At 59.7% G+C, this 23,089-nt stretch carries 25 protein-coding genes and 1 riboswitch; of the genes, 12 read left to right on the top strand and 13 right to left on the bottom strand.

Going from position 1 to position 23,089, the window contains the following annotated elements; all coding sequences use genetic code 11:
• Window positions 1-28: 28 nt before the first annotated feature.
• The 9 genes from ftsY to FE840_RS04180 all read right to left on the bottom strand — a co-directional run bounded on the left by ftsY (window position 29) and on the right by FE840_RS04180 (window position 9,452).
• Complete coding sequence (ftsY, locus tag FE840_RS04220) at window positions 29-1,381, bottom strand: signal recognition particle-docking protein FtsY (protein ID WP_138286953.1); 1,353 nt, start codon at window positions 1,379-1,381, stop codon at window positions 29-31.
• Between the two features lie 19 nt (window positions 1,382-1,400).
• Window positions 1,401-2,690: a tRNA (N(6)-L-threonylcarbamoyladenosine(37)-C(2))-methylthiotransferase MtaB gene (gene mtaB, locus FE840_RS04215; protein ID WP_138286954.1), complete on the bottom strand. Its 1,290-nt coding sequence runs from the start codon at window positions 2,688-2,690 to the stop codon at window positions 1,401-1,403.
• The gene (gene dapF, locus FE840_RS04210; RefSeq protein WP_138286956.1) at window positions 2,690-3,598 is read right to left on the bottom strand and encodes a diaminopimelate epimerase; all 909 of its coding nucleotides are present in this window, start codon (window positions 3,596-3,598) and stop codon (window positions 2,690-2,692) included. Before dapF ends, mtaB begins: the two co-directional genes overlap by 1 nt.
• 87 nt (window positions 3,599-3,685) lie before the next feature.
• Window positions 3,686-4,291, bottom strand: a complete 606-nt coding sequence (locus FE840_RS04205; RefSeq protein WP_138286958.1) for a thiamine phosphate synthase — start codon at window positions 4,289-4,291, stop codon at window positions 3,686-3,688.
• The gene (locus FE840_RS04200; protein ID WP_138286960.1) at window positions 4,288-5,064 is read right to left on the bottom strand and encodes a thiazole synthase; all 777 of its coding nucleotides are present in this window, start codon (window positions 5,062-5,064) and stop codon (window positions 4,288-4,290) included. Before FE840_RS04200 ends, FE840_RS04205 begins: the two co-directional genes overlap by 4 nt.
• Before the next feature lies 1 nt (window position 5,065).
• Window positions 5,066-5,263: a sulfur carrier protein ThiS gene (gene thiS / locus FE840_RS04195; RefSeq protein ID WP_138286962.1), complete on the bottom strand. Its 198-nt coding sequence runs from the start codon at window positions 5,261-5,263 to the stop codon at window positions 5,066-5,068.
• Window positions 5,260-6,243, bottom strand: coding sequence for a glycine oxidase ThiO (thiO, locus tag FE840_RS04190; protein ID WP_138286964.1), 984 nt, complete (start codon window positions 6,241-6,243; stop codon window positions 5,260-5,262). The genes thiS and thiO overlap by 4 nt, the downstream gene beginning before the upstream one ends.
• Complete coding sequence (thiC, locus tag FE840_RS04185) at window positions 6,240-8,078, bottom strand: phosphomethylpyrimidine synthase ThiC (protein WP_138286966.1); 1,839 nt, start codon at window positions 8,076-8,078, stop codon at window positions 6,240-6,242. The genes thiO and thiC overlap by 4 nt, the downstream gene beginning before the upstream one ends.
• Window positions 8,079-8,170: 92 nt before the next feature.
• A riboswitch (TPP riboswitch) is annotated at window positions 8,171-8,304 on the bottom strand.
• Between the two features lie 59 nt (window positions 8,305-8,363).
• Complete coding sequence (locus tag FE840_RS04180; protein ID WP_138286968.1) at window positions 8,364-9,452, bottom strand: MBL fold metallo-hydrolase; 1,089 nt, start codon at window positions 9,450-9,452, stop codon at window positions 8,364-8,366.
• Window positions 9,453-9,758: 306 nt separating this feature from the next.
• Here FE840_RS04180 and ffh point away from each other — a divergent pair, with 306 nt between their 5' ends.
• The 5 genes from ffh (at window position 9,759) to trmD (ending at window position 13,510) form a co-directional block, all read left to right on the top strand.
• A complete protein-coding gene (gene ffh, locus FE840_RS04175) occupies window positions 9,759-11,321 on the top strand; it encodes a signal recognition particle protein (protein WP_138286972.1) in 1,563 nt (520 codons plus the stop codon).
• 8 nt (window positions 11,322-11,329) lie between these two features.
• Window positions 11,330-11,650: a chorismate mutase gene (locus FE840_RS04170; RefSeq protein WP_138286974.1), complete on the top strand. Its 321-nt coding sequence runs from the start codon at window positions 11,330-11,332 to the stop codon at window positions 11,648-11,650.
• Between the two features lie 64 nt (window positions 11,651-11,714).
• Entirely contained in the window at window positions 11,715-12,083 is a 369-nt protein-coding gene (gene rpsP / locus FE840_RS04165) for a 30S ribosomal protein S16 (RefSeq protein WP_138286976.1), read from the top strand.
• Between the two features lie 113 nt (window positions 12,084-12,196).
• Window positions 12,197-12,799 (top strand): ribosome maturation factor RimM, encoded by a 603-nt coding sequence (gene rimM, locus FE840_RS04160; RefSeq protein WP_138286978.1) that lies wholly within the window; start codon window positions 12,197-12,199, stop codon window positions 12,797-12,799.
• Between the two features lie 6 nt (window positions 12,800-12,805).
• Window positions 12,806-13,510, top strand: coding sequence for a tRNA (guanosine(37)-N1)-methyltransferase TrmD (gene trmD / locus FE840_RS04155; RefSeq protein ID WP_138286980.1), 705 nt, complete (start codon window positions 12,806-12,808; stop codon window positions 13,508-13,510).
• On the opposite strand, the gene FE840_RS04150 is transcribed toward trmD, so the two are convergent.
• The gene (locus tag FE840_RS04150) at window positions 13,492-14,238 is read right to left on the bottom strand and encodes a sulfite exporter TauE/SafE family protein (protein WP_138286981.1); all 747 of its coding nucleotides are present in this window, start codon (window positions 14,236-14,238) and stop codon (window positions 13,492-13,494) included. The two genes, trmD and FE840_RS04150, sit on opposite strands and share 19 nt — an antisense overlap.
• Before the next feature lie 255 nt (window positions 14,239-14,493).
• Between FE840_RS04150 and rplS the strand changes: the two genes are divergently transcribed.
• From rplS to leuC, 6 genes are all read left to right on the top strand, one after another.
• The gene (gene rplS, locus FE840_RS04145; protein WP_138286983.1) at window positions 14,494-15,027 is read left to right on the top strand and encodes a 50S ribosomal protein L19; all 534 of its coding nucleotides are present in this window, start codon (window positions 14,494-14,496) and stop codon (window positions 15,025-15,027) included.
• A gap of 249 nt (window positions 15,028-15,276) precedes the next feature.
• Complete coding sequence (locus FE840_RS04140) at window positions 15,277-16,074, top strand: basic amino acid ABC transporter substrate-binding protein (RefSeq protein ID WP_138286985.1); 798 nt, start codon at window positions 15,277-15,279, stop codon at window positions 16,072-16,074.
• Window positions 16,075-16,111: 37 nt separating this feature from the next.
• Complete coding sequence (locus FE840_RS04135) at window positions 16,112-16,930, top strand: amino acid ABC transporter permease (protein WP_138286987.1); 819 nt, start codon at window positions 16,112-16,114, stop codon at window positions 16,928-16,930.
• Window positions 16,931-16,946: 16 nt separating this feature from the next.
• Complete coding sequence (locus FE840_RS04130) at window positions 16,947-17,930, top strand: glycosyl transferase family 90 (RefSeq protein ID WP_138286988.1); 984 nt, start codon at window positions 16,947-16,949, stop codon at window positions 17,928-17,930.
• 39 nt (window positions 17,931-17,969) lie between these two features.
• A complete protein-coding gene (locus tag FE840_RS21035; RefSeq protein ID WP_281366679.1) occupies window positions 17,970-18,092 on the top strand; it encodes a hypothetical protein in 123 nt (40 codons plus the stop codon).
• Between the two features lie 81 nt (window positions 18,093-18,173).
• Window positions 18,174-19,583 carry a 3-isopropylmalate dehydratase large subunit gene (leuC, locus tag FE840_RS04125; protein ID WP_138286989.1) on the top strand — a complete coding sequence of 470 codons (1,410 nt, stop codon included), beginning with the start codon at window positions 18,174-18,176 and terminating at the stop codon, window positions 19,581-19,583.
• 76 nt (window positions 19,584-19,659) lie between these two features.
• Here leuC and FE840_RS04120 read toward each other — a convergent pair whose 3' ends face one another.
• The 3 genes from FE840_RS04120 to FE840_RS04110 all read right to left on the bottom strand — a co-directional run bounded on the left by FE840_RS04120 (window position 19,660) and on the right by FE840_RS04110 (window position 22,128).
• Window positions 19,660-20,490: an aldo/keto reductase gene (locus FE840_RS04120; RefSeq protein WP_138286990.1), complete on the bottom strand. Its 831-nt coding sequence runs from the start codon at window positions 20,488-20,490 to the stop codon at window positions 19,660-19,662.
• Window positions 20,491-20,748: 258 nt separating this feature from the next.
• Complete coding sequence (locus FE840_RS04115) at window positions 20,749-21,528, bottom strand: DUF1194 domain-containing protein (protein ID WP_138286991.1); 780 nt, start codon at window positions 21,526-21,528, stop codon at window positions 20,749-20,751.
• 111 nt (window positions 21,529-21,639) lie between these two features.
• Entirely contained in the window at window positions 21,640-22,128 is a 489-nt protein-coding gene (locus FE840_RS04110; RefSeq protein ID WP_246318843.1) for a L,D-transpeptidase family protein, read from the bottom strand.
• 210 nt (window positions 22,129-22,338) lie between these two features.
• Between FE840_RS04110 and FE840_RS04105 the strand changes: the two genes are divergently transcribed.
• The gene (locus FE840_RS04105) at window positions 22,339-23,022 is read left to right on the top strand and encodes a response regulator transcription factor (RefSeq protein ID WP_138286993.1); all 684 of its coding nucleotides are present in this window, start codon (window positions 22,339-22,341) and stop codon (window positions 23,020-23,022) included.
• Window positions 23,023-23,089: the final 67 nt, after the last annotated feature.

Genomic DNA, 23,089 nt, shown 5'->3' with positions numbered 1-23,089 from the left:
AAGCTAGGTTCCTTGTAGTTATGGCGGATCAACGCGCAATGCCGGCAATGGCACTGGCGAAGTCTTCGGCTTCGAAGGGTTCAAGATCGTCAATTCCTTCGCCGACCCCGATGAAATAGACCGGCAGTTTGTGCTTGGCGGCGATCGCAACCAGGATACCGCCGCGGGCGGTACCATCAAGCTTGGTCATGATCAGGCCATTGACGCCAGCCACGTTGCGGAAGATCTCGACCTGTTGGAGGGCATTCTGGCCCGTTGTCGCATCCAGCGTTTGCAGAACGGTGTGCGGCGCATCCGGATCAAGCCTGCCAAGAACGCGGACGATCTTTTCAAGTTCGGCCATCAATTCCGTCTTGTTCTGAAGGCGCCCTGCCGTGTCGATGATCAGGACATCGGCCTTGTCGGCTCTGGCTCGTTCGAAGGCTTCATAGGCAAGGCCAGCGGCATCCGCCCCAAGTTTGGTTCCAAGGAAGGTCGAGCCAGTCCGATCGGCCCAGATCTTGAGTTGTTCGATCGCGGCTGCACGGAACGTATCGCCGGCGGCCAGCATGACCTTGAGCCCCGAACCTGAAAGCTTGGCGGCCAGCTTACCAATGGTGGTCGTCTTGCCGGTACCGTTCACGCCCACGACCAATATCACGTGTGGTTTATGGCTCAGGTCGAGCGCCAGAGGCTTTGCCACCGGCTTCAGCACCTTGACGATTTCTGTCGCCATGATCTTCGTGACATCTTCTCCAGTCACGTCCTTGCCATAGCGTTCGGAAGCGAGCGCGTCGGTCACACGCAGTGCCGTCTCCACGCCAAGATCTGCCTGGATCAAGAGATCTTCCAGTTCCTCGAGCGTCTCTTCGTCCAGCTTGCGCTTTGTGAATAGTGCGGTGATCTGGCCCGTCAGTTGCGAAGACGTGCGGAAAAGTCCGGCCTTAAGGCGTTGGAACCAGCTGAGGTTTTGTACCTCAAGGACAGGTGCCTCGTCCTTTGAGTTTGCCTCACCCGAAACGAAACCCTTCGGCAGCCTAGGGGCTATTTCCTGCTCATCATGCATCTCGCCATGGCTGATGTCGGCTGGCTGTTCAAGGTTCGGATGCAGGATGTTTTCAGTTTCAGGCTCTGCGACTTCATCATGCTGCGAATCTGCCGAGGTCGACGCAGAAGCTTCGAGGCCGATCAGCCCGTGGCCATCCTCTACTTTCGCAGCGTCCTTGTTGTCATCGCTCGACATTTCGATGTCGTCGATGACTGGCAAGGATGCTTCTGGCTCCGAGAGTGCATCGGTGTTCTCATCTGCTGCCGGTGCGGAGGAAGAGGGCTCATCCATCGGCGCTTCCGCAGGCTTCTCCTTGCCGAAGGTGAAGACTTTCTTGATGAAACCGATGGCCATGATCTGTCTTTTCCGTGTCTCAGGCCGCAACGCTTGCCGAGGCCGATGCAATCGTCAAATGGCGACCGTTCTGGCCGCCGATCACCACATCGATCAATTCGCCCGGTTGATAACCGGGAGCTGCGACGAGGGTGAAGTCTTCCGTATGGGCCATTTCATGGCGTTCCACCAGCAGCTTTTGCCGTGTGCCGACCCTTGCCTTCAGATGGGTCATCTGCAGGCGTTCTGCAATGGCCCGAAGATCTGCGGCCCGCTGCTTGACGAGTGCCCGATCAAGCTGCGGCATCCGGGCTGCCGGCGTGCCGGGGCGGGGGCTGTAGGGAAAGACATGCAGATGCGCGATGCCGATTTCCTCGGCAAGGCGGGCGGAGTTTGCCGCCATCTCCTCAGTCTCTGTCGGAAAACCGGCGATCATGTCGGCACCGAAGGCAAAGCCCGGGCGCAGGCGCCGGACTTGTTCGGCAAAGGCAATCCCATCGGCGCGCGAATGCCGCCGCTTCATGCGCTTCAGGATCAAGTCGTCGCCATGCTGGAGAGACAGATGCAGATGCGGCATGAAACGCGGCTCATCGGCAATCAGGTCGAAGAGATGGCTGTCTGCCTCGATGCTGTCGATCGAGGAAAGGCGCAGGCGCAGGATTTCCGGCACCTGCTTCAGCAATGTCTTTGCGAGAAGGCCAAGCGTCGGATTGCCGGGCAGGTCCGCGCCATAACTCGTCGCATCGACGCCGGTCAGCACCACTTCGCGATAGCCGTTCTCGACGAGTTTGCGCGCCTGCTCGACGACGGCGCCCATCGGCACGGAACGCGAATTGCCACGACCATAGGGGATGATGCAGAAGGTGCAGCGGTGATCGCAGCCATTCTGCACCTGCAGGAAACCGCGCACATGGCCGTCGATATGGGCCACCATCTGCGGCGCCGTCTCGGTCACGCTCATGATGTCGTTGACAGCAACCTTCTCTTCCGCCGAGACGCCGAAATCCGGCAGGCGGCGATAATGCTCGGCCTTTAGTTTTTCCTCGTTGCCGAGGACGGCATCAACCTCGGGCATATCAGCGAAGTTCTGCGCTTCCGTCTGGGCAGCGCAGCCGGTGACGATGATGCGGGCTTCCGGGTTTTCCCGGCGTGCCCGGCGGATCGCCTGGCGGGCCTGGCGCACGGCCTCTGAGGTCACGGCACAGGTGTTGACGAGGATCGCGTTGTCGAGGCCGGCCTTGGCGGCCTCGGCCTTCATGACTTCGGATTCGTAAGTGTTGAGGCGACAGCCAAAGGTGATGACTTCGACGGCACCTTTCTGTTCAGACATCACGGGGTCGCGGCCTCTGCCTGCCCGCTCTCGTCACGTTCCCAGTCCCCGGTTGCCGGATCAACTGTGCCGGACCATTCCCATTCGGCGGGGCCGGTCATGACGACCTTGTCGTCGGCGCGCCAGTCGATGGTCAGCGTTCCGCGATTGGGGCTCGACGCCACCGTGATCGTTACCTTGCGCTCGGTGCGGCCGGTGCGAGCTGCAGACACACCAGCCGCGCAGGCGGCAGAGCCGCAGGCAAGCGTCAGGCCGGCGCCGCGCTCCCAGGTGCGGGTGATCATCGTCGTCTTCGAGGTGACCTGGGCCAGCGTGATATTGGCCTTTTCCGGGAAGATTGGATGGTTCTCCAGGAGTGGCCCGAAGCGCTCCAGATCAAAACTCATCGGATCGCGATCGACCCAGAACACAGCATGCGGATTGCCCATCGACATGGCCGAGGGCGAATGCAGGATCGGTGCATCGATCGGGCCGATCTGCAACTCGATGCGGCTGGTGTCGTGGAATTCTTCAGACAGCGGGATCTTGTCCCAGGCAAAGACGGGTTTGCCCATGTCGACGGAGATCGTGCCATCCACATGCTCGACGGCATTCAGGATGCCGGCAATGGTCTGGAAGGTGAAGCTCTTGCGGCCGGTTTCGGCGGCTAGCGCCTGTACCACGCAGCGCGTGCCGTTGCCGCAGGCTTGCGCCTTGGAGCCATCGCAATTCAGGATGTCGATATAGGCGTCGGTGCCGTCGAGCTTCGGATCATGGATCGCCATGATCTGGTCGAAGGCGGTTGCCGGGTCGGCGGCGAGTGCAATCGCAGCAGCAGGGGTCACCCGGTCGGTGCGACCGCGCATGTCGACGACCAGGATCTTGTTGCCAAGCCCGTTCATAACAGCGAATTCGACCCGATCCGACATCGTCACTCCAGAAAGCTGCGTTTTCAGCCTATATGGCGGAAAAGCAGCCGAATTACCAGTAGAGCGGCCAAAACTGCGCGTGCATGGTCAACGCCATGGTTCGGTCACTTCAAGCCATTCCCGGGTTCGCGCCTCGGGATCGGCATGCAAGGTAATGTCCGTCACCACAGCCGCACTGTCAGCACCTGCCGCAAAGACACCGGGAAGCCGGTCGGGCCGAAGCCCGCCAATGGCGACCAGGGGCAGGGGGGCGATCTTTTTCTTCCACACTGTCAGCCGTTCCAGACCCTGAGGGGCCCAGGGCATCTTCTTCAGGATCGTCGGATAGACGGGGCCGAGGGCCACATAATCAGGCTTGGCGGCGAGTGCGGTTTCGAGTTCCGCCTCATCATGGGTCGAGAGGCCAAGCTTCAGGCCCGCGCTGCGGATGGCCGCGAGGTCTGCCGTTGTCAGATCCTCCTGGCCGAGATGCACGAAGTCGCAGGCCTCGTCGATGGCGATCTGCCAGAAGTCGTTGACGATGAGCTGGCAGCCATGATCGGCACAGCATTGCCGGGCGCGTCGAACATGCTGGCGAAGCACGCTTTCCTCGGCGTCCTTCATCCGCAGTTGCGCCAGCTTGACCCCCAGCGGCACCAGCCGCTCGATCCAGTCTGCACTGTCGACGATGAGGTAGAAGGGATCGAGCTTCATGCAAAGACCCCCTTTCCGATGACGGGGGTGGACGGTACCGCCAAGTCGCGCGGTTCAAGCATGCCGGCATGATGGGCGATATGTCCCGCCTCGATCGCCTTGGCAAAGGCCTCGGCCATTTCAGCCGGATCGCCGGCGATGGCAACGGCGGTGTTGAGCAGCACGGCGTCATAGCCGAGTTCCATCACCGCTGTCGCATGGGAGGGACGACCGATGCCTGCATCGATGATCAGCGGCACGTCGGGGAATTCCGCCCGCATGGATTTGAGTGCCGGCAGATTCTGCGGCCCCATGGCGCTGCCGATCGGCGCGCACCAGGGCATCAGCACCCGGCATCCGGCGGCGAGAAGCTTCTCCCCGACGACCAGATCGTCTGTGGTGTAGGGGAAGACCTCGAAGCCCTCGCTCACAAGGATCTTCGCCGCTTCCACCAGTTCGAAAACATCGGGCTGCAGCGTGTCGTGATGCCCGATCACCTCGAGCTTGATCCAGGTTGTGCCGAAGACCTCCCGCGCCATCTTTGCCGTCAGCACCGCCTCGCGGGCGCTGTGGCAACCAGCGGTGTTGGGCAGAACCTGAACGCCAAGATCGCGGATCAGCTGGAAGAAAGCCCCGCCCGCCTTGCCGCCTGCGGTTTCCCGGCGCAGCGAGACGGTGACGATCTCGGTCTTCGAGCGCCGCACGGCCTCCGCCAGGATCGCGGGCGAGGGGTAGCGCGCGGTGCCGAGCAGCAGGCGCGAGGAGATGGTCTTGCCATAGAGTTCGAGTCTCATCTCAGCCTCCCTGCATGGGTGAAAGGATTTCGATCCGGTCGCCCTCCTTCAAAGGATGGGCGGCGCGCTCCTCGCGGTGAACGAGGTCGCCATTGACGGCGGTTGCCAGCCAGTCGCCCTCGTAGTCGAGCTTTGCCAGCAGATCGGCGAGATTGCCTGCATTGAGCTCCAGGGCTTCTCCGTTGACGGTGAGCTTCATGCGCTCCTCCTTCTCTCAGATGCGTGTGTGGTCGTGAGCCTCTCCGCCGCCTCACGCGCCATTGCTGGAGCCAGCAAAAAGCCGTGGCGGTGCATACCGGCGACTGCCAGACCTTCGGAAGTTTCGATGAGGCGGGGCACATTGTCCGGGAAAGCCGGGCGGATGCCGGTGCCGGTTTCCACGATGCGCGCCTCGGCAAAGGCCGGGTGCAGGGCATAGGCGGTGTTTAGCAGCTCCATCATCGAACGCGCCGTGATCGGTCCGTCATCCTCCGCTTCAATCATCGTCGCGCCCAGCATGAACAGCCCGTTGCCGCGCGGCACGATGTAAAGGGGGTGGCGGGGATGCAGGAGGCGCACGGGACGGGAGAGGCTTACCTCGGTCGTTTCCAGATAGAGCATCTCTCCGCGCACGCCCCGCATGTCTTCGATTTCGCCGATCGCCTGCGGTCCCCGGCAATCGACGACGCTCGCATAGGCTCCCGCATCATTGGCCTTCTCCCCGAAGCGGAAGGAGACACCGAGTTGCCGCGCCGCCTGATAAAGACCCCGCAAGGCCTGGCGGGGATCAAGATGGGCCTCCTCCGAAAAGAAGAGGCCGGTGCCGAAGCGCCCTTTCAGATCCGGCTCGAGCTCTGCAATCGCGTCCTCGCCCAGCCAGCGATGGCCGCGCGTGCGGCTCGCAAAGCGCTTGAGGTCGGAAAGATCGCGGGGATTGGCCAGCACCAGCGTGCCCCGGCGCTGGACGAGACCGGGCGCGGCCTCGTCCCACCAGTTGGCGGCGGAAAGGCCAAGCGTCATCACGATCTCTTCCGCCGCCTCCCGCTCGCAATAGGGGGCAAGCATGCCGCCCGCCCAATGGGAGGCGCCAAGCCCAATATCGGTCCGGTGCTCCACGACCTCGACGGAGATACCCCTGCGCGCCAGTTCCAGCGCCGTCGCCAGCCCCGCGACACCGGCGCCCTTCACGAGAACGGTCATGGCCGCTCTCCGGCCTCAAGCGCTTCGATCTCGTCTGCCGTCATGTAGAGATCGCCGCCGGCCCGGTATTTCTCCGCCATGGCGGTCAGGCCCTCCTTCTGGGCCTCTGCGCGAATGTCATGGGATATGCGCATCGAGCAGAATTTCGGTCCGCACATCGAGCAGAAATGCGCGACCTTGTGCGCCTCCTTCGGCAGGGTTTCGTCGTGGAAGGCGCGGGCGGTTTCCGGATCGAGCGACAGGTTGAACTGGTCTTCCCAGCGGAATTCGAAGCGGGCGCGGGAAAGAGCATCGTCGCGCAGCTGGGCTGCCGGATGACCCTTGGCGACGTCGGCGGCATGGGCTGCGATCTTGTAGGTGATGACGCCGGTCTTCACGTCGTCGCGGTCGGGCAGACCCAGATGCTCCTTCGGCGTGACATAGCAAAGCATCGCCGTGCCGAACCAGCCGATCATCGCGGCACCGATGCCGGAGGTGATGTGGTCGTAGCCGGGTGCAATATCCGTCGTCAGCGGCCCCAGCGTATAGAAGGGGGCTTCGCCGCAGGTCTTCAGCTGCTTGTCCATGTTCTCTTTGATCTTGTGCATGGGAACATGGCCGGGCCCCTCGATCATCACCTGGCAATCCTTCTCCCAGGCAATCTTGGTCAGCTCACCCAGCGTCTCCAGTTCCGCAAACTGGGCGGCATCATTGGCATCGGCAATCGAGCCGGGGCGCAAGCCATCGCCCAGCGAGAAGGAGACATCGTAGGCGCGGCAGATGTCGCAGATCTCCTCGAAATGCTCGTAGAGGAAGCTCTCCTTGTGGTGATGCAGACACCACTTGGCCATGATCGAACCACCGCGCGAGACGATGCCGGTGACGCGGTTGACGGTGAGCGGGATGTAATGCAGCCGCACGCCGGCATGGATGGTGAAATAGTCGACGCCCTGCTCGGCCTGCTCGATCAGCGTGTCGCGATAGACCTCCCAGGTCAGGTCTTCGGCGATACCGCCGACCTTTTCCAGCGCCTGGTAGAGCGGCACGGTGCCGATCGGCACGGGCGAGTTGCGGATGATCCAGTCGCGGATGTTGTGAATGTTGCGGCCGGTCGAGAGATCCATGACCGTATCGGCCCCCCAGCGGATCGCCCAGACCATCTTCTCGACTTCCTCGGCCATGGAAGAGGTGACAGCCGAATTGCCGATATTGGCGTTGATCTTCACCAGGAAATTCCGGCCGATGATCATCGGCTCGAGTTCGGGATGGTTGATGTTGGCGGGGATGATCGCACGACCTGCAGCGATCTCCTGCCGCACGAATTCCGGTGTGACATGATCGGGGATATGCGCACCGAAGCTCTCGCCGTCGCGTACGAGCGCTTCCTTTGCGGCCTTGCGGCCAAGGTTTTCGCGAATTGCCACATATTCCATTTCCGGCGTGCTGATGCCGGCGCGGGCATAGGCAAGCTGCGTCACGGCCTTGCCGCCCGTGGCACGAAGCGGTTGATGTTTCACGGGAAACGCCGGTGTCAGCTTGTCGGCAGAGACAAAACCATTGTCCTCGGGTTTGACCGCGCGGCCGTCATAGGCCTCGACATCGCCGCGTGCCTGGACCCAGGCTGTCCGGTGCCGGGCAAGCCCCTGGTCGATGGCGATGGTCGCCTGCGGGTCGGTATAGGGTCCTGAAGCGTCATAGACATTCACAGGCGGTTCGCCGGAGGTCGGGTGCAGCGCGATCTGGCGCAGGGGCACGCGGATATCCGGGTGCATGTCCCCTGCCAAGAAGATCTTGGTCGAGGCGGGAAGCGGCCCGGTGGTGACGTCGGGCTTTGGGAAGTTAGGGGCAATGTTCATCATGGAGCTCCAAGTGTTCAGGTTGGAGACCCAGTCATGTCAGCCGGAATGATGAAAAGACGCCACGGGATTCGGGTTCTCGAATCGTCGTTTTCGCAGCGCTCGCACCGTCCCTACGCCAGTATGAACTGGATCAGGTTCAACGGGTCACCGCGCTGTCATGGCCCTGGTCGGACCTGTCGTAGCGGAATCTCAGCCCCTTGTCGGGACACCCCTGGTGAATGGCTTCAGTCTAAAAAATCCACTCCGCTTGTCAATCACTGACAAAAGATGGTTAGTTCGAAATCATGCGGGCTCAGCGAGCGGCACGTCAAACTGCTCGCCTGGACGAAGGCCCCGGAACTGGGCCGAGGTCAATGCGGCTCGCTCCATGGCGACCTTCAGGGCCTTGGGTGGGTCATCAATGCCTTCATTGGTCAGCTGGAATGTTCCGAAGTGGTGACCAATGCCATAGCGCGCACTGGAGAGCAGAAATCCGTCGATTGCTTCCTGCGGGTTCTGATGCTGCGCCTTCATGAACCAGCGCGGTTCATAGGCCCCAATTGGCATGATCGCGAGCCGTATGTCGCCATGCTTCGCCTTCACCTGCCGGTAATGAGTACCGTTGTTATAGCCCGTATCGCCTATGTGATAGATCTTGCCACCCGGTGTTTCGAGCACGAAAGCTGCCCAAAGCGCCATGCGGCGATCGCCCATTCCGCGTGCTGACCAGTGGTGGCATGGCTCGCAATGGACGATCATCCCGCGTCCGAAATCGAATGTGTCGCCCCAGTCCATAACCCGAATGGCGGCATTCGGTATGTCGCCCAGGATGATCGTATCATTCCCAAGCGGGGTCACGATCGCAGGGTTGTCACGTGACACCAGTCGCTTGAGCGTTTCGATATCCAGATGGTCGTAGTGATTGTGGGTGACCAGGACAAGATCGATCGGAGGCAAGTCGTCAAAAGTCACGCCCGGCGGGTTTGCCCGCTTCGGGCCCGCAAAGGTCACGGGGCTTGCTCGCTCCGACCAGACCGGGTCGGTCAGAATATTGAGCCCCGCCGTCTGGATGAGCAGTGTCGCATGGCCGACCATGGTTACCACAAGCCGGCTTCCCTCGACACGTGGTTCCGGTTTCGTCGTCACGACATCGGCAGCCTGCGCCGGTCGCGGCCACTCGATCTTGCCGCCGCCGAACTGCCAGCGCAGAAGGTCTGTAAAGCCGCGAGGCTCTTCACCGCCCGGATTGAAGAAGGTCGTACCATCGAAGTGATCGGAGACAGGGCCGGAGTAATAGCGGTTTCCGGCTTGTGCTTGGCGCATGCCCAAACCTCCCAGGGTGGCTGCGACGAGCCCGAGGCCCGACCATTTCAGAAAGCGGCGTCTGTTCATGGTTACCCCCTAGGTTATCTCAGATCTTTTACGAAAAACACGTCGGCTCGGATCCCCGAAGCATGACGAATCGGCGGAAATCCCGGCTCGGCTTGACTTTCCACTGCATTTCCTGTTTATCCCGCGCATCTGCGACGAGACAAGAACTCCGAGCCACCGACCGGGACCCCTTGTGGTATAAACAGATCCCGGAGGTCAACACCCGACAGCGCGATGCGCCCTCGGGTGCATTTTGGCTTTGTGTCTTGCTTTTCGGCGCTGGAATACCGAGGTTTCGGGTGTCCGAAACCATGCAAGGAAGAGCCGATGTTTGAAAACCTCCAGGACCGTCTTGGTTCCATCCTGAATGGACTGACCGGCCGTGGCGCCTTGTCCGAGGCGGATGTCTCGGCGGCGTTGCGTGAGGTGCGTCGTGCGCTTCTTGAAGCGGACGTAGCGCTCGAGGTCGTTCGTGACTTCATCGAACGCGTTCGTGAAAAGGCTGTCGGGGCAGCCGTCCTGAAATCGATCAAGCCCGGCCAGATGGTCGTCAAGATCGTCCATGACGAGCTGGTCGAAATGCTCGGCAGCGAGGGCGTTGGCGTCGATCTCATAGCAGCAGCCCCTGTCGTCATCATGATGGTTGGTCTGCAGGGTTCCGGTAAGACGACGACCACGGGCAAGATCGCCAAGCGATTGACTGATCGCGATCGCAAGAAGGTGCTTATGGCATCTCTCGATACCCGTCGTCCGGCAGCCCAGGAACAGCTTCGCCAGCTCGGTGTCCAGACGGGTATCGACACACTGCCGATTATTGCCGGGCAGTCGCCGACGGATATTGCATCGCGTGCCGTGCAAGCTGCAAAGCTTGGTGGTCATGACGTTGTTCTTCTCGATACGGCCGGTCGGACCCATATCGACGAACCGCTGATGATCGAGATGGCCGAGATCAAGTCTCGCGCCAAGCCGCATGAAATCCTTCTGGTTGCCGATGCCCTGACCGGTCAGGATGCCGTTAATCTCGCGCGCAATTTCGATGAGCGCGTCGGCATTACCGGCCTTGTGTTGACCCGTATGGACGGTGATGGCCGTGGCGGTGCAGCGCTTTCGATGCGTGCCGTCACCGGAAAACCGATCAAGCTGATCGGCGTCGGTGAAAAGATGACGGAACTCGACGAGTTCCACCCGCGTCGCATCGCCGACCGTATCCTCGGCATGGGCGACATTGTTTCGCTGGTCGAAAAGGCGGCCGAAAACATCGACGCTGAAAAAGCCCGCGCGATGGCCGAGAAGATGGCCAAGGGCAAGTTTGACCTCAACGACCTCGCCGAACAGATCAAGCAGATGCAGGCCATGGGTGGCATGGGCGGGATCATGGGCATGATGCCGGGCATGGCCGGCATGAAGGACAAGATGTCGGCAGCCGGCCTGGATGACAAGATCTTCAAGCGCCAGCTTGCCATCATTTCCTCGATGACCAAAGCCGAGCGTGCCAATCCCGATATCCTCAAGCATTCCCGCAAGAAGCGCATCGCCAGCGGCTCCGGTACGGACGCTTCCGATATCAACAAGCTGCTCAAGATGCACCGCCAGATGGCCGACATGATGAAGGCCATGGGCGGCAAGAAGGGCGGCGGCATGATGAAGCAGATGATGGGCGGTATGGCGGCCAAGATGGGTCTTGGCGGCATGGGTGGAATGGGCGGCATGCCTGATCTTTCCAAGCTCGACCCCAAGCAGCTTGAAGCCCTTGCCAAGCAGGCGGAATCCGCCGGAATCAAGCCGGGTGGCCTGCCAGGTCTTGGCGGCGGTGGATTGCCGGGCCTTGGTGGTCCGCGTCTACCCGGTCTGGGCGGTGGTGGCCTTCCCGGCCTGCCGAAGAAGAAGTGAGTGGGCCGATGATTGATCAGACCGTCAAGGAACAGCTCGCCGGCTATCGCCAGTCGATCGACAATATCGATGCCGCCCTTGTGCACATGCTTGCCGAGCGCTTCCGCTGCACGAAAGCGGTCGGCGTTCTGAAAGCGACCCACGAATTGCCGCCGGCTGATCCGGCGCGCGAAGAATACCAGATCGCCCGCCTGCGCCGTCTCGCTCAGGATGCCAATCTGGATCCGGATTTCGCCGAGAAGTTCCTGAACTTCATCATCAAGGAAGTCATCCGGCATCATGAAGCCATTGCCGCCGAACATGGCGGTGCAACCGAAAAGACCGCCTGACGGCGGCCTCAACAAGAAAACGGATGGCAAAGCGCCGTCCCGAAAGAAACCAAGGAGTGTCTCAATGTCCCTCAAGATTCGTCTCGCCCGTGGCGGTTCCAAGAAGCGTCCTTTCTACCAGATCGTCGTTGCTGACGCCCGCGCACCGCGTGACGGCCGTTTTCTCGAGAAGGTCGGTTCCTGGAACCCGATGCTCGGCAAGGATCATGAAAAGCGCGTTGAACTGAACGCCGAGCGCATTCAGGAATGGATTGCCAAGGGCGCACAGCCGACCGACCGCGTTCTGCGTTTCATGGCGGAAGCTGGCCTTGCTCAGCGTCCGGCCCGTAACAACCCGAACAAGGCAAAGCCGGGCAAGAAGGCTCAGGAGCGCGCTGCCGAGAAGGCACAGAAGGCTGCTGACGCTGCAGAAGCTGCTGCCGCCGCAGAATAATTGCTGCTGAATAGCTTTAAAGACGGGTGGCGGTTTTCCGCCGCCCGTTTTTGCGTTTTCTTTCCTGGCGGTTCGTCATAAAACGGCGTAACGCTCGAACGGGTGGTACGATCATGACAAAGCCTACGACAAAGTTGGAGAATCCGGTGCTGATGGCCGTCATCGGTGCGGCACAAGGCCTGCGCGGCGAAGTCCGCGTCAAGACCTTTACCGGTGACCCGCTGTCCCTTGGCGACTATGGCAATCTCTACAGTGCCGACGGGCGCATGTTTGAGATCCTGGAGTTGCGCGAAGCCAAGACCGTCGTCGTTGTTCGTTTCCGGGGCATCAATGATCGCAATGCGGCCGAAGCGTTGAATGGTCTGGAACTCTTCATCGAGCGCGATGCCCTGCCAGATGATGAACTTGAGGAAGACGAGTTCTATTATGCCGATCTTGAAGGCCTCGAAGTCTATGATGGCGAAGGCAAGCATTATGGGGCGGTCACCGGCGTCTATGATTTCGGTGCTGGCGATCTTCTGGAGCTGAAGGGTCCCGGTCGCCGCCCGGTCCTTATTCCCTTTTCCGAAGCTGCTGTGCTTGAGATCGATCTTGAAGATGGACGCATTCTTGTCGATCCGATTGCCGCCGGTCTGAAGGAAGAGAATGACGGCAAGCCCTCCTATGGCAAGGGGAAACCCTATGGGCAGGGCAAGCCTGGCAACAAGGGCTCCTGAAGCCACATGACCTTCAAGGCTTCTGTTCTTACTCTCTATCCGGACATGTTCCCGGGCCATCTTGGACAGGCGCTGGCCGGTCGCGCGCTGGAACGCGGCGACTGGTCTCTGGAGGCAGTGCAAATCCGTGATTTCGCCCAGGACAAGCACCGCAGCGTTGACGATACGCCCTCCGGCGGCGGTGCCGGTATGGTGCTCCGACCGGATGTTCTGGCCCGCGCAATCGATACGCTGCCCGCCGACGGGCGTCCGCGCCTGCTGATGAGCCCCCGGGGTCGTCCCTTGTCCCAGGACAAGGTTCGTTCAATTGCCGAAGGCGATGGTGTTGTCATCGTCTGCGGTCGTTTTGAAGGAATAGACCAGCGGGTCATCGACAGCCGGCAGCTGGAAGAAGTTTCCATAGGTGACTATATTCTCTCTGGCGGAGAGCCGGCTGCCCTGACCTTGCTCGATGCCGTCGTTCGAATTCTGCCCGGCGTCATGGGCAATCAGCTCTCGGGCGTGCATGAGAGCTTCGAGGATGGCCTGCTGGAGCATCCCCATTATACTCGGCCTCAGGTCTTCGAAGGCGTTGAGATCCCGGCTGTCCTGACCTCCGGAAATCATGCGGCCATCGAGAAATGGCGGCGCGAGCAGTCTTTGAAGCTGACCCAGGAACGCCGCCCGGATCTTCTTGTGTCCACCGGGCAAACTCAGCCGGTCACGAAGTAATAGGCGGCAAGGCCAAGGCCCGAAGCGACAACGACCCAGCGCAGAATGCCCTGCGGCACCTTGCGGGCGATTGCGACACCGGCATATCCGCCCAGTGCAACAGCCGGGATCATTACCAATGCATGCGGCCAGGAGAGGGCGCCGGCGCTGGCGAATACCACGATGGCGACCGCTGCAATGACGATGGACAGGAAGTTCTTGAGAGCATTCAGGCGATGATAGTCGCCACCGCTTGCCAGGCTCAGGGACGCCAGCATCATGATCCCCATTCCGGCGCCGAAGAAGCCGCCGTAAAAAGATGTGATTGTCTGGATGATGAGCCCAAGGGGCGTCGCCGGATGGCTTTCCCCTGATGTCTTTGGCCGGAGCAGCGGACCGGCGGCAAAGACAGCGGTCGCCGCGATCAGCAGCCAAGGCACCATGGCGCGAAAGGATGGGTTGGATAACGAGATCAGGAAGAGCGCACCACCAACTGCGCCGAGCGCTGATACCAGGCCCAGCAACACTGCACTTTTCCAGAGCTTGGCGAACTCGCGGCGATAGGCGAGGGTCGAGGTGATGTAACCCGGGATCTGGGTGACTGAGGATGTCGCATTGGCGGCGATGGGCGGCAGACCTGCCAGCGTCAATGCGCCAAATGTCAGAAAGGTACCGCCGCCAGCGATCGCGTTCACCACGCCAGAAAAAAAGCCGGCGGCAAACAGGACCGCGATGATTGTAAGGGACATGATGCAGGGACTCCTCTTGCCGTTCCTGATAGGCGGCGTCTGCCTGACCTGCAAGGCTGATGGCGACAAATTTGGAGCGTTGGGGGTGACAATCGCCGTTCGTTGGTGTAATGGCCCGCTCGGTATCAGGACAAAAGTCCGTCAGCCAAAACAAAGAACAGCGAATTCGCTCGGCCTATCCGGCCATGTCCTGCGGCAAGACCTAGGGATTGATGATGAGCGCTCTGGCCGTTTCAGAAGAAATTGAGGTTAGACATGAACATTATCCAACAGCTGGAAGCCGAACAGGTTGCCAAGATCGAAGCCAAGCGCAAGCTGCCGGACTTTTCTCCTGGCGACACTCTGCGCGTCAACGTGACCGTCAAGGAAGGCAATCGTACTCGCGTGCAGGCCTATGAAGGCGTTTGCATCGCGCGTTCAGGCGGCGGCATCAACGAGAGCTTCACCGTTCGCAAGATCTCCTACGGCGAAGGCGTTGAACGCGTATTCCCGGTTCACTCTCCGATGCTCGAAAGCGTCGAGATCGTTCGCCGCGGTAAGGTCCGTCGCGCCAAGCTCTACTATCTGCGTGATCGTCGCGGCAAGTCGGCTCGTATCGTTGAAAACACCAACACCCGCGCCCGTAAGCTGAATGATGCCGAGCGCGCCGCCGTTGCTGAAGAAAAGGCACGTCTGGAAGCGGAAAAGGTTGCAGCCGCACAGGCGCTCGCTGCTGAAAAGGCCGCTGCGGAAGCCGCTAAAGCCGCAGCCGCTGCAGAAGCTGCTGCCGCTGAGGGCAAGGCTGAATAAGCTTTCCTAAATGGTTTGTTTGACGAGAGGCGATCCGGTTGGGTCGCCTTTTGTTTTTTGCTCGGCCAGATCCAGCCAGCCTCGCTGCGTGATGATCTGGAGAACGTCGACCCGACCCTGCTCTTCTGGCTTGTCGAGTAGTCTCAGGCATGTATTTCCTTCGATGAATCGGGTCTTCCCGTCGGTGTTCCCTTGCCAGAAGAGAAGGAATTGTGACACTCTCGCAGCGCCACAATTCAGGAGACATCCATGTTTCAACGCCGCGCTTTCCTCGCCGGTCTTTCCGCCCTTGCGTTTTTTCCTTTCAGCCTTCAGGCCGCAGAACTGCCGGATCTCGGTGGCCAGACAGTCGTCGTCGTGACGGAAAACGCCTATCCACCCCTGCAATTCGTCGATCCGAAAACCGGGGAGCAGGTCGGTTGGGAATATGATGCGATGAACGAGATCGCCAAGCGGCTGAATTTCAAGGTGGAGTATCAAAACACCTCCTGGGATGCGATGATTCAGGCTGTGTCCGACGGGCAGTACCAGGTCGGCATGACCGGCATTACGATCCGCGATGACCGCAAGGAAAAGGTTGATTTCTCCGAGCCCTATATGCGTTCCGAGCAATTCATGCTGGTCCGTGGAGAGGAAAGCCGCTTTACGGATGCCGAAAGCTTTGCCGCCTTTGAAGATGGTTTGATCGGTGCACAGCCGGGCACGACACCCTTCTACACCGCCGTCTACTCCATTCTCGACGGTAATGAGGCCAATCCGCGCATCAAGCTGTTTGAAACATTCGGTGCCACCGTCCAGGCGCTGAAGACCGGCGACGTCGATGTGGTGCTGACTGATGGTACAGCCGGCAAGGGTTATGTCGACACATCGAATGGTGGCCTGAAACTGATCGGCGGCCCGCTTGGTACAGAGGACTTCGGTTTCATCTTGCCGAAGGGATCGGAACTCGTGGCGCCAATCAACGCTGCCATTGAGGCGCTCAAGGCTGATGGCACGATCGACGCCCTGAATAAGAAATGGTTTCTTGACTACAAGATGGGCGAATGACGCCCTGCAGCAATTCTGACAATGGGCCAGGGCGCTGATGGCTTTTCAGACCCTTCCCAGTTCCGACGGCAGAGGCGACCGACCCTGGTGGTTGTTCGCCTTCCTTGCCATGGCGGTTGCTCTCGGCTTGGTGATTGTGCTGAGCGATGTGTATACGCAGGTCTTTCAGACTGTCTCGAAGGGTGTTTGGGTCACCATTTTCGTGACCCTTGTCGGTTTCGCACTCGCCTCCGTTCTTGGCCTGGTCATGGCCCTTCTCGGCATGTCCGACAGCCTGATCCTCCGGCAGATCTCGCGCTTTTACATTGAAGTCATACGCGGAATTCCGATTCTGGTCCTGTTGTTCTACATTGCCTTTGTCGGCGCACCGGGCTTTGTGGCTCTTTACAATCTCATCCTATCGCCTCTGATCGATCGAGGCTGGGTCGATCAAATGATGGTCCGGGATGTCTCGCTGATGTGGCGTGCCATCATTGCCTTGATGATCGGATATTCGGCCTTCATTGCCGAGATCTTCCGTGCGGGTTTCCAATCCATCGACAAGGGGCAGATCGAGGCGTCGATGGCACTTGGCCTGTCACGCTATCAGCGGTTCCGGCTCATCGTTTTCCCGCAGGCCATTCGCGTCATCTTTCCGCCGCTCTCGAATGATTTCGTCGCCATGGTCAAGGATTCCTCGCTTGTCTCGGTTCTCGGTGTTGCCGACATCACCCAGATGGGCAAGATCTATGCCTCCGGTTCCTTTCGTTTCTTTGAGACCTATTCCATCGTGGCCTATGTTTATCTTGTTCTGACCATTGGCCTTTCGCTGTTGCTGCGCGGCTTTGAGAAGCGGATGCGGGAGCGACGCGGTTGAGCCTGAGGTATCGCTAATGGTCGAGGCGATTGACCGCCTGGTGGCCGGACTGCAGCGGCTCGGTTACTATGCCAGTGGAATTGCGCGGCATGCGGTTCCTGCCAGTTGGTACAGCCGATGGCGCGACGAGATCATGGTCGGTCTGGGCAATAGTCCGGATGTCGACCTTCTGTTTGAACGGGCCAATTACTACAATCGCCTGACACCGGGCACGCTGCCTCTACCGCAAGTGCCGCTTTCCAAGATCGATCGTTCAAGAAGTCGATACTTTCTCGATTTTGACCAGTATCTGCGTTTCTTCGAGCGGGATCTTCGCGTCGATTACATCTATGGAGATGTGACAACGATCCCGGACAAGGCCGCGATTGTGAAAAGCCGACCAGTTGGCGGGGACAATCAGAATTCGGTCCTGCTCAATCTCGACAAGTTCCGGCATTTCCGGACATTTCGTGACGGAATAAGCTGGGACCAAAAGATTCCGAAGGTGGTCTGGCGGGGAAGCCTCAACAATCCCCTTCGCCGTGCCCTCGTTGCACGTCACGCCGACAGTCCATTCGCCGATGTAGGCCATGTTGGCGAAGTTAAGGAAGGTTTGTCACCGCGACCCTTCCTCAGCCCCGCCGATCAGCTCAGCTTCCGTTACATCCTCTCCATTGAGGGCTTCGACGTTGCGACCAATCTCAAATGGATCATGGCCTCCGGCAGTGTCTGCTTGATGCCGCAAAGCCGCTTCGAGACCTGGTTCATGGAAGGGCGCCTCACGCCGGGGCACCATTTCGTTGCCGTTCGGGATGATTTCGCCGATCTTGAAGAAAAAATCGACATGCTGGAAAGCAGTCCTGACCTCGCCGCCGAGATTGTCCGGAACGCCAATGCCTATTTCGCGTCCTTTCGTGACAGACGGATCGAGCGCCTCGTGTCGCTGCTGGTCTTGCAGAAATATTTTGAGGCAACCGACCAGCTTGCGCCCGGTCCACTCTCTCACCGCTTCTTCGCCTAGCCGATTGCCTGTTTTTCGGAAACTTGGTATGGGAACCCCATGAAAACGAAGACAACGGATGCGGTCATGCGTCGAAGTGCCTTTGTCCTGCAGGACCACAAGCGTCTGCCGGCTCGCTTCTTCTCGCGCATCTCGGGCGCGCTTGCCAGCCTTCGAGGCTGATTGCGTTTTGCCGCAGTGCGGCACTGGCATGTCTTTCGTGAAACCCGCTTTTCTTTTCCTCAGTCCGGATGGAATTCAATCATGAGCGCACCCCGCACCCTTTATGACAAGATCTGGGACGACCACGTCGTTGACCAGCAGGATGATGGCACCTGTCTTCTCTACATCGACCGTCACCTCGTCCACGAAGTGACGAGCCCGCAGGCCTTCGAGGGTCTGCGCATGGCGGGCCGCAAGGTCCGCGCCCCGCAGAAGACGCTGGCCGTCGTGGACCACAACGTCCCGACCTCGCCGGATCGCCACCTTGGCATCAAGAACGAGGAAAGCCGCATCCAGGTCGAGGCGCTCGCCAACAACGCGGCCGAATTCGGCGTCGAGTATTACTCGGCCTCCGACAAGCGCCAGGGCATCGTGCACATTGTCGGTCCGGAACAGGGCTTCACGCTGCCGGGCATGACCATTGTCTGCGGTGACAGCCACACTTCGACGCATGGCGCTTTCGGCGCGCTGGCACACGGCATCGGTACGTCTGAAGTCGAGCACGTGCTCGCGACCCAGACGCTGATCCAGAAGAAGGCGAAGAACATGCTGGTGCGCGTCGACGGGAAGTTGCCCGAAGGCGTCACCGCAAAGGACATCATCCTCGCCATCATCGGTGAGATCGGCACGGCCGGTGGTACCGGCCATGTCATCGAATTCGCTGGCGAAGCGATCGAATCGCTGTCGATGGAAGGCCGCATGACCGTCTGCAACATGACGATCGAGGGCGGCGCCCGCGCCGGTCTGATCGCGCCTGATGAAAAGACCTTCGAATATATCAAGGGCAAGCCGCGCGCGCCCAAGGGTGAAGCCCTCGAACAGGCAATCGCCTATTGGAAGACGCTGAAGTCCGACGAAGGCGCGCATTTCGATCGCGTCGTCGTTCTCGATGCGGCCAACCTGCCGCCGATCGTCTCCTGGGGCTCTTCGCCGGAAGACGTCGTCTCGGTTCAGGGTGTCGTTCCGAACCCTGACGATATCCAGGACGAGACCAAGCGCGCCTCGAAGTGGCGTGCGCTCGATTACATGGGCCTCAAGCCGGGCACCAAGATCACCGATATCGCCATCGACCGCGTCTTCATCGGCTCCTGCACCAATGGCCGTATCGAAGATCTGCGCGAAGTCGCCAAGGTTGTCGAAGGCAAGACGGTTGCCTCCACCGTATCCGCCATGATCGTTCCGGGCTCCGGCCTGGTCAAGGAACAGGCGGAGGCCGAAGGCCTCGACAAGATCTTCAAGGCGGCCGGCTTCGATTGGCGCGAGCCGGGCTGCTCCATGTGCCTTGCCATGAACGACGACCGCCTGAAGCCGGGCGAGCGCTGCGCCTCAACCTCGAACCGCAATTTCGAGGGACGTCAGGGCTTCAAGGGCCGCACCCATCTTGTCTCGCCTGCCATGGCAGCCGCTGCCGCCGTGGCCGGTCATTTCGTCGACATCCGCGACTGGCAGTAAGCCATTCGGTTCATTGACCGAAACTGCTTGTGGAGGCGCCGCGTGATCAAGAGATCATGCGGCGCCTTTATTGTTTTCAGAAGCTTGCGGTCATCGGGTCAGGCCCGATCCGGGCATTTTTGTCATCCAGGGCAATTAGTGCCGACATGTCGTCGTTCGAGAGCTGGAAGTCGAAAACCTTGAAGTTTTCCGCGATACGGGAAGGCGTCACGGATTTGGGAATGACGACGAAACCACTTTGAATGTGCCAGCGGATAATCACCTGCGCCGGGGTGCGGCCCAGCTTTTCGGCAATGCCCGTGATCACCGGGTGGCTCAAGAGCTTGCCCTGACCGAGCGGGCTCCAGGACTGGGTGATGATCTTGTGCTTGTCGTGGAAGGCCCGGTTTTCCTTCTGTTGGAAGTCGGGATGCAATTCGATCTGGTTCAGCACAGGGACTACGCCCGTTTCCGCGATGATCTTCTCCAGGTGCTCGGGATAAAAGTTCGAAACGCCAATCGATTTCGCGCGGCCTTCCTCCTTCAGCCGTACAAAGGCTTTCCAGGTGTCGACGAACAGGCCTCGATGGGGTGACGGCCAGTGGATCAGGTAGAGATCCACATAGTCGGTGCCAAGCCGCTTCAGGCTTGCGTCAAATGCCTTCATCGTCTGGTCGTAACCTTGCTCCGTGTTCCAGAGCTTGGTGGTCAGGAAGATGTCGCTGCGGGCGACGCCGGATTGACGCATGCCCTCGCCAACGCCCTCTTCGTTCTCATAGATTGCCGCGGTATCGACATGACGATAGCCGGCAACCAATGCGGCCTTGACCGCTGGGGCCGCCTCGTCATTTGGCGTCTGCCAGACACCCAGGCCGACCTGAGGGATCTTTTGGCCATCGTTGAGCGTTACGTGCGGCTGGTCCATCATCTTGGAAATCTCCTTGAACAATAAGTGCTGAAATGAAGATCGCAGATCTTCAGGTGCCAATAGCATGGACAAATGCTCGGCATGGTCGAGAACGCAGGCAATGTGCCTGCTTCCAGCTCTTTATCTAGGTTTTTGGGGTGGCATTGGAAGCTTTCAGGGCGGAATTCTGTTGATCATCTCTTCAGCGACACTGAAACAGGATTGGCAGTTTCTGCCTTGAAGCCCGCCAGGCTGCTCGTCCAGCTACCGTGGCTTGGCTTAGCGATTGTCCCAGTCGTTCCGGATCTTTTCTCCAATCATGCAGTCCGTCGCCTGTTCTACCGATGCCGGGATGGCTTCGGCCGGCAAGAGCCCACTGATCTCCATCACAAGCTTGCGCCGAATGGCCGGTGCGAAGTCTTCGATTTTCTTTACCGGCAGGACAAAGGCGCCGGGGCCCCCTATGACGCAGTCTGCATAATACTTGTCGAGGGGAACCATGGCCATCGAGGGACGGATCATGATCGCGAGACCGTTGATGATGATACCCTCAGACAGAGCTTTGTCGCGGGAGGGAGCAACTGGCAGTCCCCGATTGTTCGGTCCGTCGCCGGATACATCTATGACCTGGCGCAGCCCCTGATAGTCGTTCTGGTCGAACAGGTTGGCTCCGAATTCAATCGCACTGGAGATTGACGTCCCGCGCAGCCCGGTCTGGCTGTGGGCCTGAAGTTTTGCCGCGAAGTCTGCCGCTTCCTCGGCGTTTGAAATGATCTGCCAATCCACGACAGCATCGGTATAGACGCCGCCAGCCCATTCATAATAGGCAACCGCGATCTGGCCGATCAAGCCGTTCTGGATCGCGTTGATAAAGTCGGGGTGCTGGAGAGCAGCGATATAGCCGGCACGTTGGACCTGCAGTTCATCCCAATCCATGGAGCGGGACACGTCGACGGCGAGGATCAGCTCCACATCCACCTCCGTTGTCCCCGTGCGTATGGAAGACTGCAGGGCCGGGGCCGTACTCAGGGAGAGGAACATTGCTAGTGTGGCAAGCATGACGAAATCCCATGACCATCCATCTCAGAGGCGAAGGGTAACACAGGATTTGCTGGTCGCGAGGAAGCGATCTGGCGATCGGTTCAATTTCTGGTGAAGATGAACCAGATCCTACAGGACCGTAAAACGGGTCCCCGCTCGCATATACGGGAGGATACGGGCCAGATCGCGTTGAGACGGGGCGATGCAGCCTTCGGTCGGGGTGAAGCCGGGTCTCGCGACATGGAAAAAAATTGCCGAGCCGCGCCCGCGACTGCGTGACGTGATGTTCCAGTCGAGGACGATGCACAGATTGTAGAGTTCGTCAGTCCGGCAGAGTTTTTCGTGTCCAGCCGAAAAGGGCGCGGCGACCGGTCGGTTATAGGCCGCATGGCTTGGTTCGTCGCACCAGAGCATACCGGATTTCAGCCGCTTCATGGGAAGGCTTGTACGAATGCCGGTGCGGAGCCGGTCACCGCGCAAATAGCCGGACATCAGCGGCATTGATGCCCTCGGTGTCGCACCATCGCCCTCGCGCTTGAAGCTTGTGATGCCGGACCGGCCTATGGCCGCCCTGAGCCGCAACGGGCCGAATTGCAGAATGGCCTGTGTCTTGTGCAAAGGCGCCCTGCGGACCACGATCCTTGCGCCGTCTCGCCGATTTTGCTCAGTCCTTCTCACGAGATTTTGCCTTGTCCGTGAAGATTGTTGTATTCATAGCACTTCAACAGGTTCCACATCGACTTACATCTCTTGGCAAAATCAGGTTGACCAAGCATGCTTTAGACCTGAGGTGGCACGAGAGCAAACAGAACCGGAAGGATTAGAGGCATGACTGCGCGGACCATTCTGCTCGTCGACGACGATGATGATCTCAGGCAAACGCTGGTCGAGCAGTTGTCTCTTTACGAAGAGTTCTCTCTTCTGCAGGAGGCGAATGCCACAAAGGGAATGAACGTGGCCAAGAACAGTCAGGTTGACCTCCTGATCATGGATGTCGGCCTGCCGGATATGGATGGCCGAGAAGCCGTGAAGCTTCTGAGAAAGGGCGGCTTCAAGTCACCGGTCATCATGCTCACCGGCCATGATACCGATTCCGATACGATCCTTGGTCTGGAAGCCGGCGCCAATGATTATGTCACCAAGCCCTTCCGCTTCGCCGTTCTGCTTGCCCGTATCCGGGCCCAGTTACGTCAGTTCGAACAGAGCGAGGACGCCACATTCGGAGTCGGACCCTATGTGTTCAAGCCAAGCCAGAAGCTTTTGACGACCGAAGACGGAAAGAAGATCCGGCTGACCGAAAAGGAGTCAGCAATCATCCGCTATCTGTATCGCGCAGGCCAAAAGGTCGTGACACGCGATATCCTGCTGGAGGAGGTCTGGGGTTACAATTCCGGCGTGACGACACATACGCTGGAAACCCATGTCTATCGCCTTCGTCAGAAGATCGAGCGCGACCCTTCGAACGCTGAAATCCTCGTGACGGAAAACGGTGGTTACAAGATCGTCCCCTGATCGAGACAAAACATGAGGGAAAGGGTCGTTTCCCGGTCCGATTTGCGCTATTCGAAAACAGGTCACC

The sequence above is a fragment of the Peteryoungia desertarenae genome (genome assembly GCF_005860795.2).
Lineage (GTDB): Bacteria > Pseudomonadota > Alphaproteobacteria > Rhizobiales > Rhizobiaceae > Allorhizobium > Allorhizobium desertarenae.
The sequence above is the reverse complement of the archived record's forward strand: the minus strand, read 5'-3'. Positions and strand labels throughout refer to the sequence as shown.

Bases quoted from the DNA above. Each gene is read 5' to 3' on its own strand.
- ftsY (WP_138286953.1), bottom strand. From the start codon at position 1,381: ATGGCCATCGGTTTCATCAAGAAAGTCTTCACCTTCGGCAAGGAGAAG.
- mtaB (WP_138286954.1), bottom strand. From the start codon at position 2,690: ATGTCTGAACAGAAAGGTGCCGTCGAAGTCATCACCTTTGGCTGTCGC.
- dapF (WP_138286956.1), bottom strand. From the start codon at position 3,598: ATGTCGGATCGGGTCGAATTCGCTGTTATGAACGGGCTTGGCAACAAG.
- FE840_RS04205 (WP_138286958.1), bottom strand. From the start codon at position 4,291: ATGAAGCTCGATCCCTTCTACCTCATCGTCGACAGTGCAGACTGGATC.
- FE840_RS04200 (WP_138286960.1), bottom strand. From the start codon at position 5,064: ATGAGACTCGAACTCTATGGCAAGACCATCTCCTCGCGCCTGCTGCTC.
- thiS (WP_138286962.1), bottom strand. From the start codon at position 5,263: ATGAAGCTCACCGTCAACGGAGAAGCCCTGGAGCTCAATGCAGGCAAT.
- thiO (WP_138286964.1), bottom strand. From the start codon at position 6,243: ATGACCGTTCTCGTGAAGGGCGCCGGTGTCGCGGGGCTGGCGACGGCG.
- thiC (WP_138286966.1), bottom strand. From the start codon at position 8,078: ATGAACATTGCCCCTAACTTCCCAAAGCCCGACGTCACCACCGGGCCG.
- FE840_RS04180 (WP_138286968.1), bottom strand. From the start codon at position 9,452: ATGAACAGACGCCGCTTTCTGAAATGGTCGGGCCTCGGGCTCGTCGCA.
- ffh (WP_138286972.1), top strand. From the start codon at position 9,759: ATGTTTGAAAACCTCCAGGACCGTCTTGGTTCCATCCTGAATGGACTG.
- FE840_RS04170 (WP_138286974.1), top strand. From the start codon at position 11,330: ATGATTGATCAGACCGTCAAGGAACAGCTCGCCGGCTATCGCCAGTCG.
- rpsP (WP_138286976.1), top strand. From the start codon at position 11,715: ATGTCCCTCAAGATTCGTCTCGCCCGTGGCGGTTCCAAGAAGCGTCCT.
- rimM (WP_138286978.1), top strand. From the start codon at position 12,197: ATGACAAAGCCTACGACAAAGTTGGAGAATCCGGTGCTGATGGCCGTC.
- trmD (WP_138286980.1), top strand. From the start codon at position 12,806: ATGACCTTCAAGGCTTCTGTTCTTACTCTCTATCCGGACATGTTCCCG.
- FE840_RS04150 (WP_138286981.1), bottom strand. From the start codon at position 14,238: ATGTCCCTTACAATCATCGCGGTCCTGTTTGCCGCCGGCTTTTTTTCT.
- rplS (WP_138286983.1), top strand. From the start codon at position 14,494: ATGAACATTATCCAACAGCTGGAAGCCGAACAGGTTGCCAAGATCGAA.
- FE840_RS04140 (WP_138286985.1), top strand. From the start codon at position 15,277: ATGTTTCAACGCCGCGCTTTCCTCGCCGGTCTTTCCGCCCTTGCGTTT.
- FE840_RS04135 (WP_138286987.1), top strand. From the start codon at position 16,112: ATGGCTTTTCAGACCCTTCCCAGTTCCGACGGCAGAGGCGACCGACCC.
- FE840_RS04130 (WP_138286988.1), top strand. From the start codon at position 16,947: ATGGTCGAGGCGATTGACCGCCTGGTGGCCGGACTGCAGCGGCTCGGT.
- FE840_RS21035 (WP_281366679.1), top strand. From the start codon at position 17,970: ATGAAAACGAAGACAACGGATGCGGTCATGCGTCGAAGTGCCTTTGTC.
- leuC (WP_138286989.1), top strand. From the start codon at position 18,174: ATGAGCGCACCCCGCACCCTTTATGACAAGATCTGGGACGACCACGTC.
- FE840_RS04120 (WP_138286990.1), bottom strand. From the start codon at position 20,490: ATGATGGACCAGCCGCACGTAACGCTCAACGATGGCCAAAAGATCCCT.
- FE840_RS04115 (WP_138286991.1), bottom strand. From the start codon at position 21,528: ATGCTTGCCACACTAGCAATGTTCCTCTCCCTGAGTACGGCCCCGGCC.
- FE840_RS04105 (WP_138286993.1), top strand. From the start codon at position 22,339: ATGACTGCGCGGACCATTCTGCTCGTCGACGACGATGATGATCTCAGG.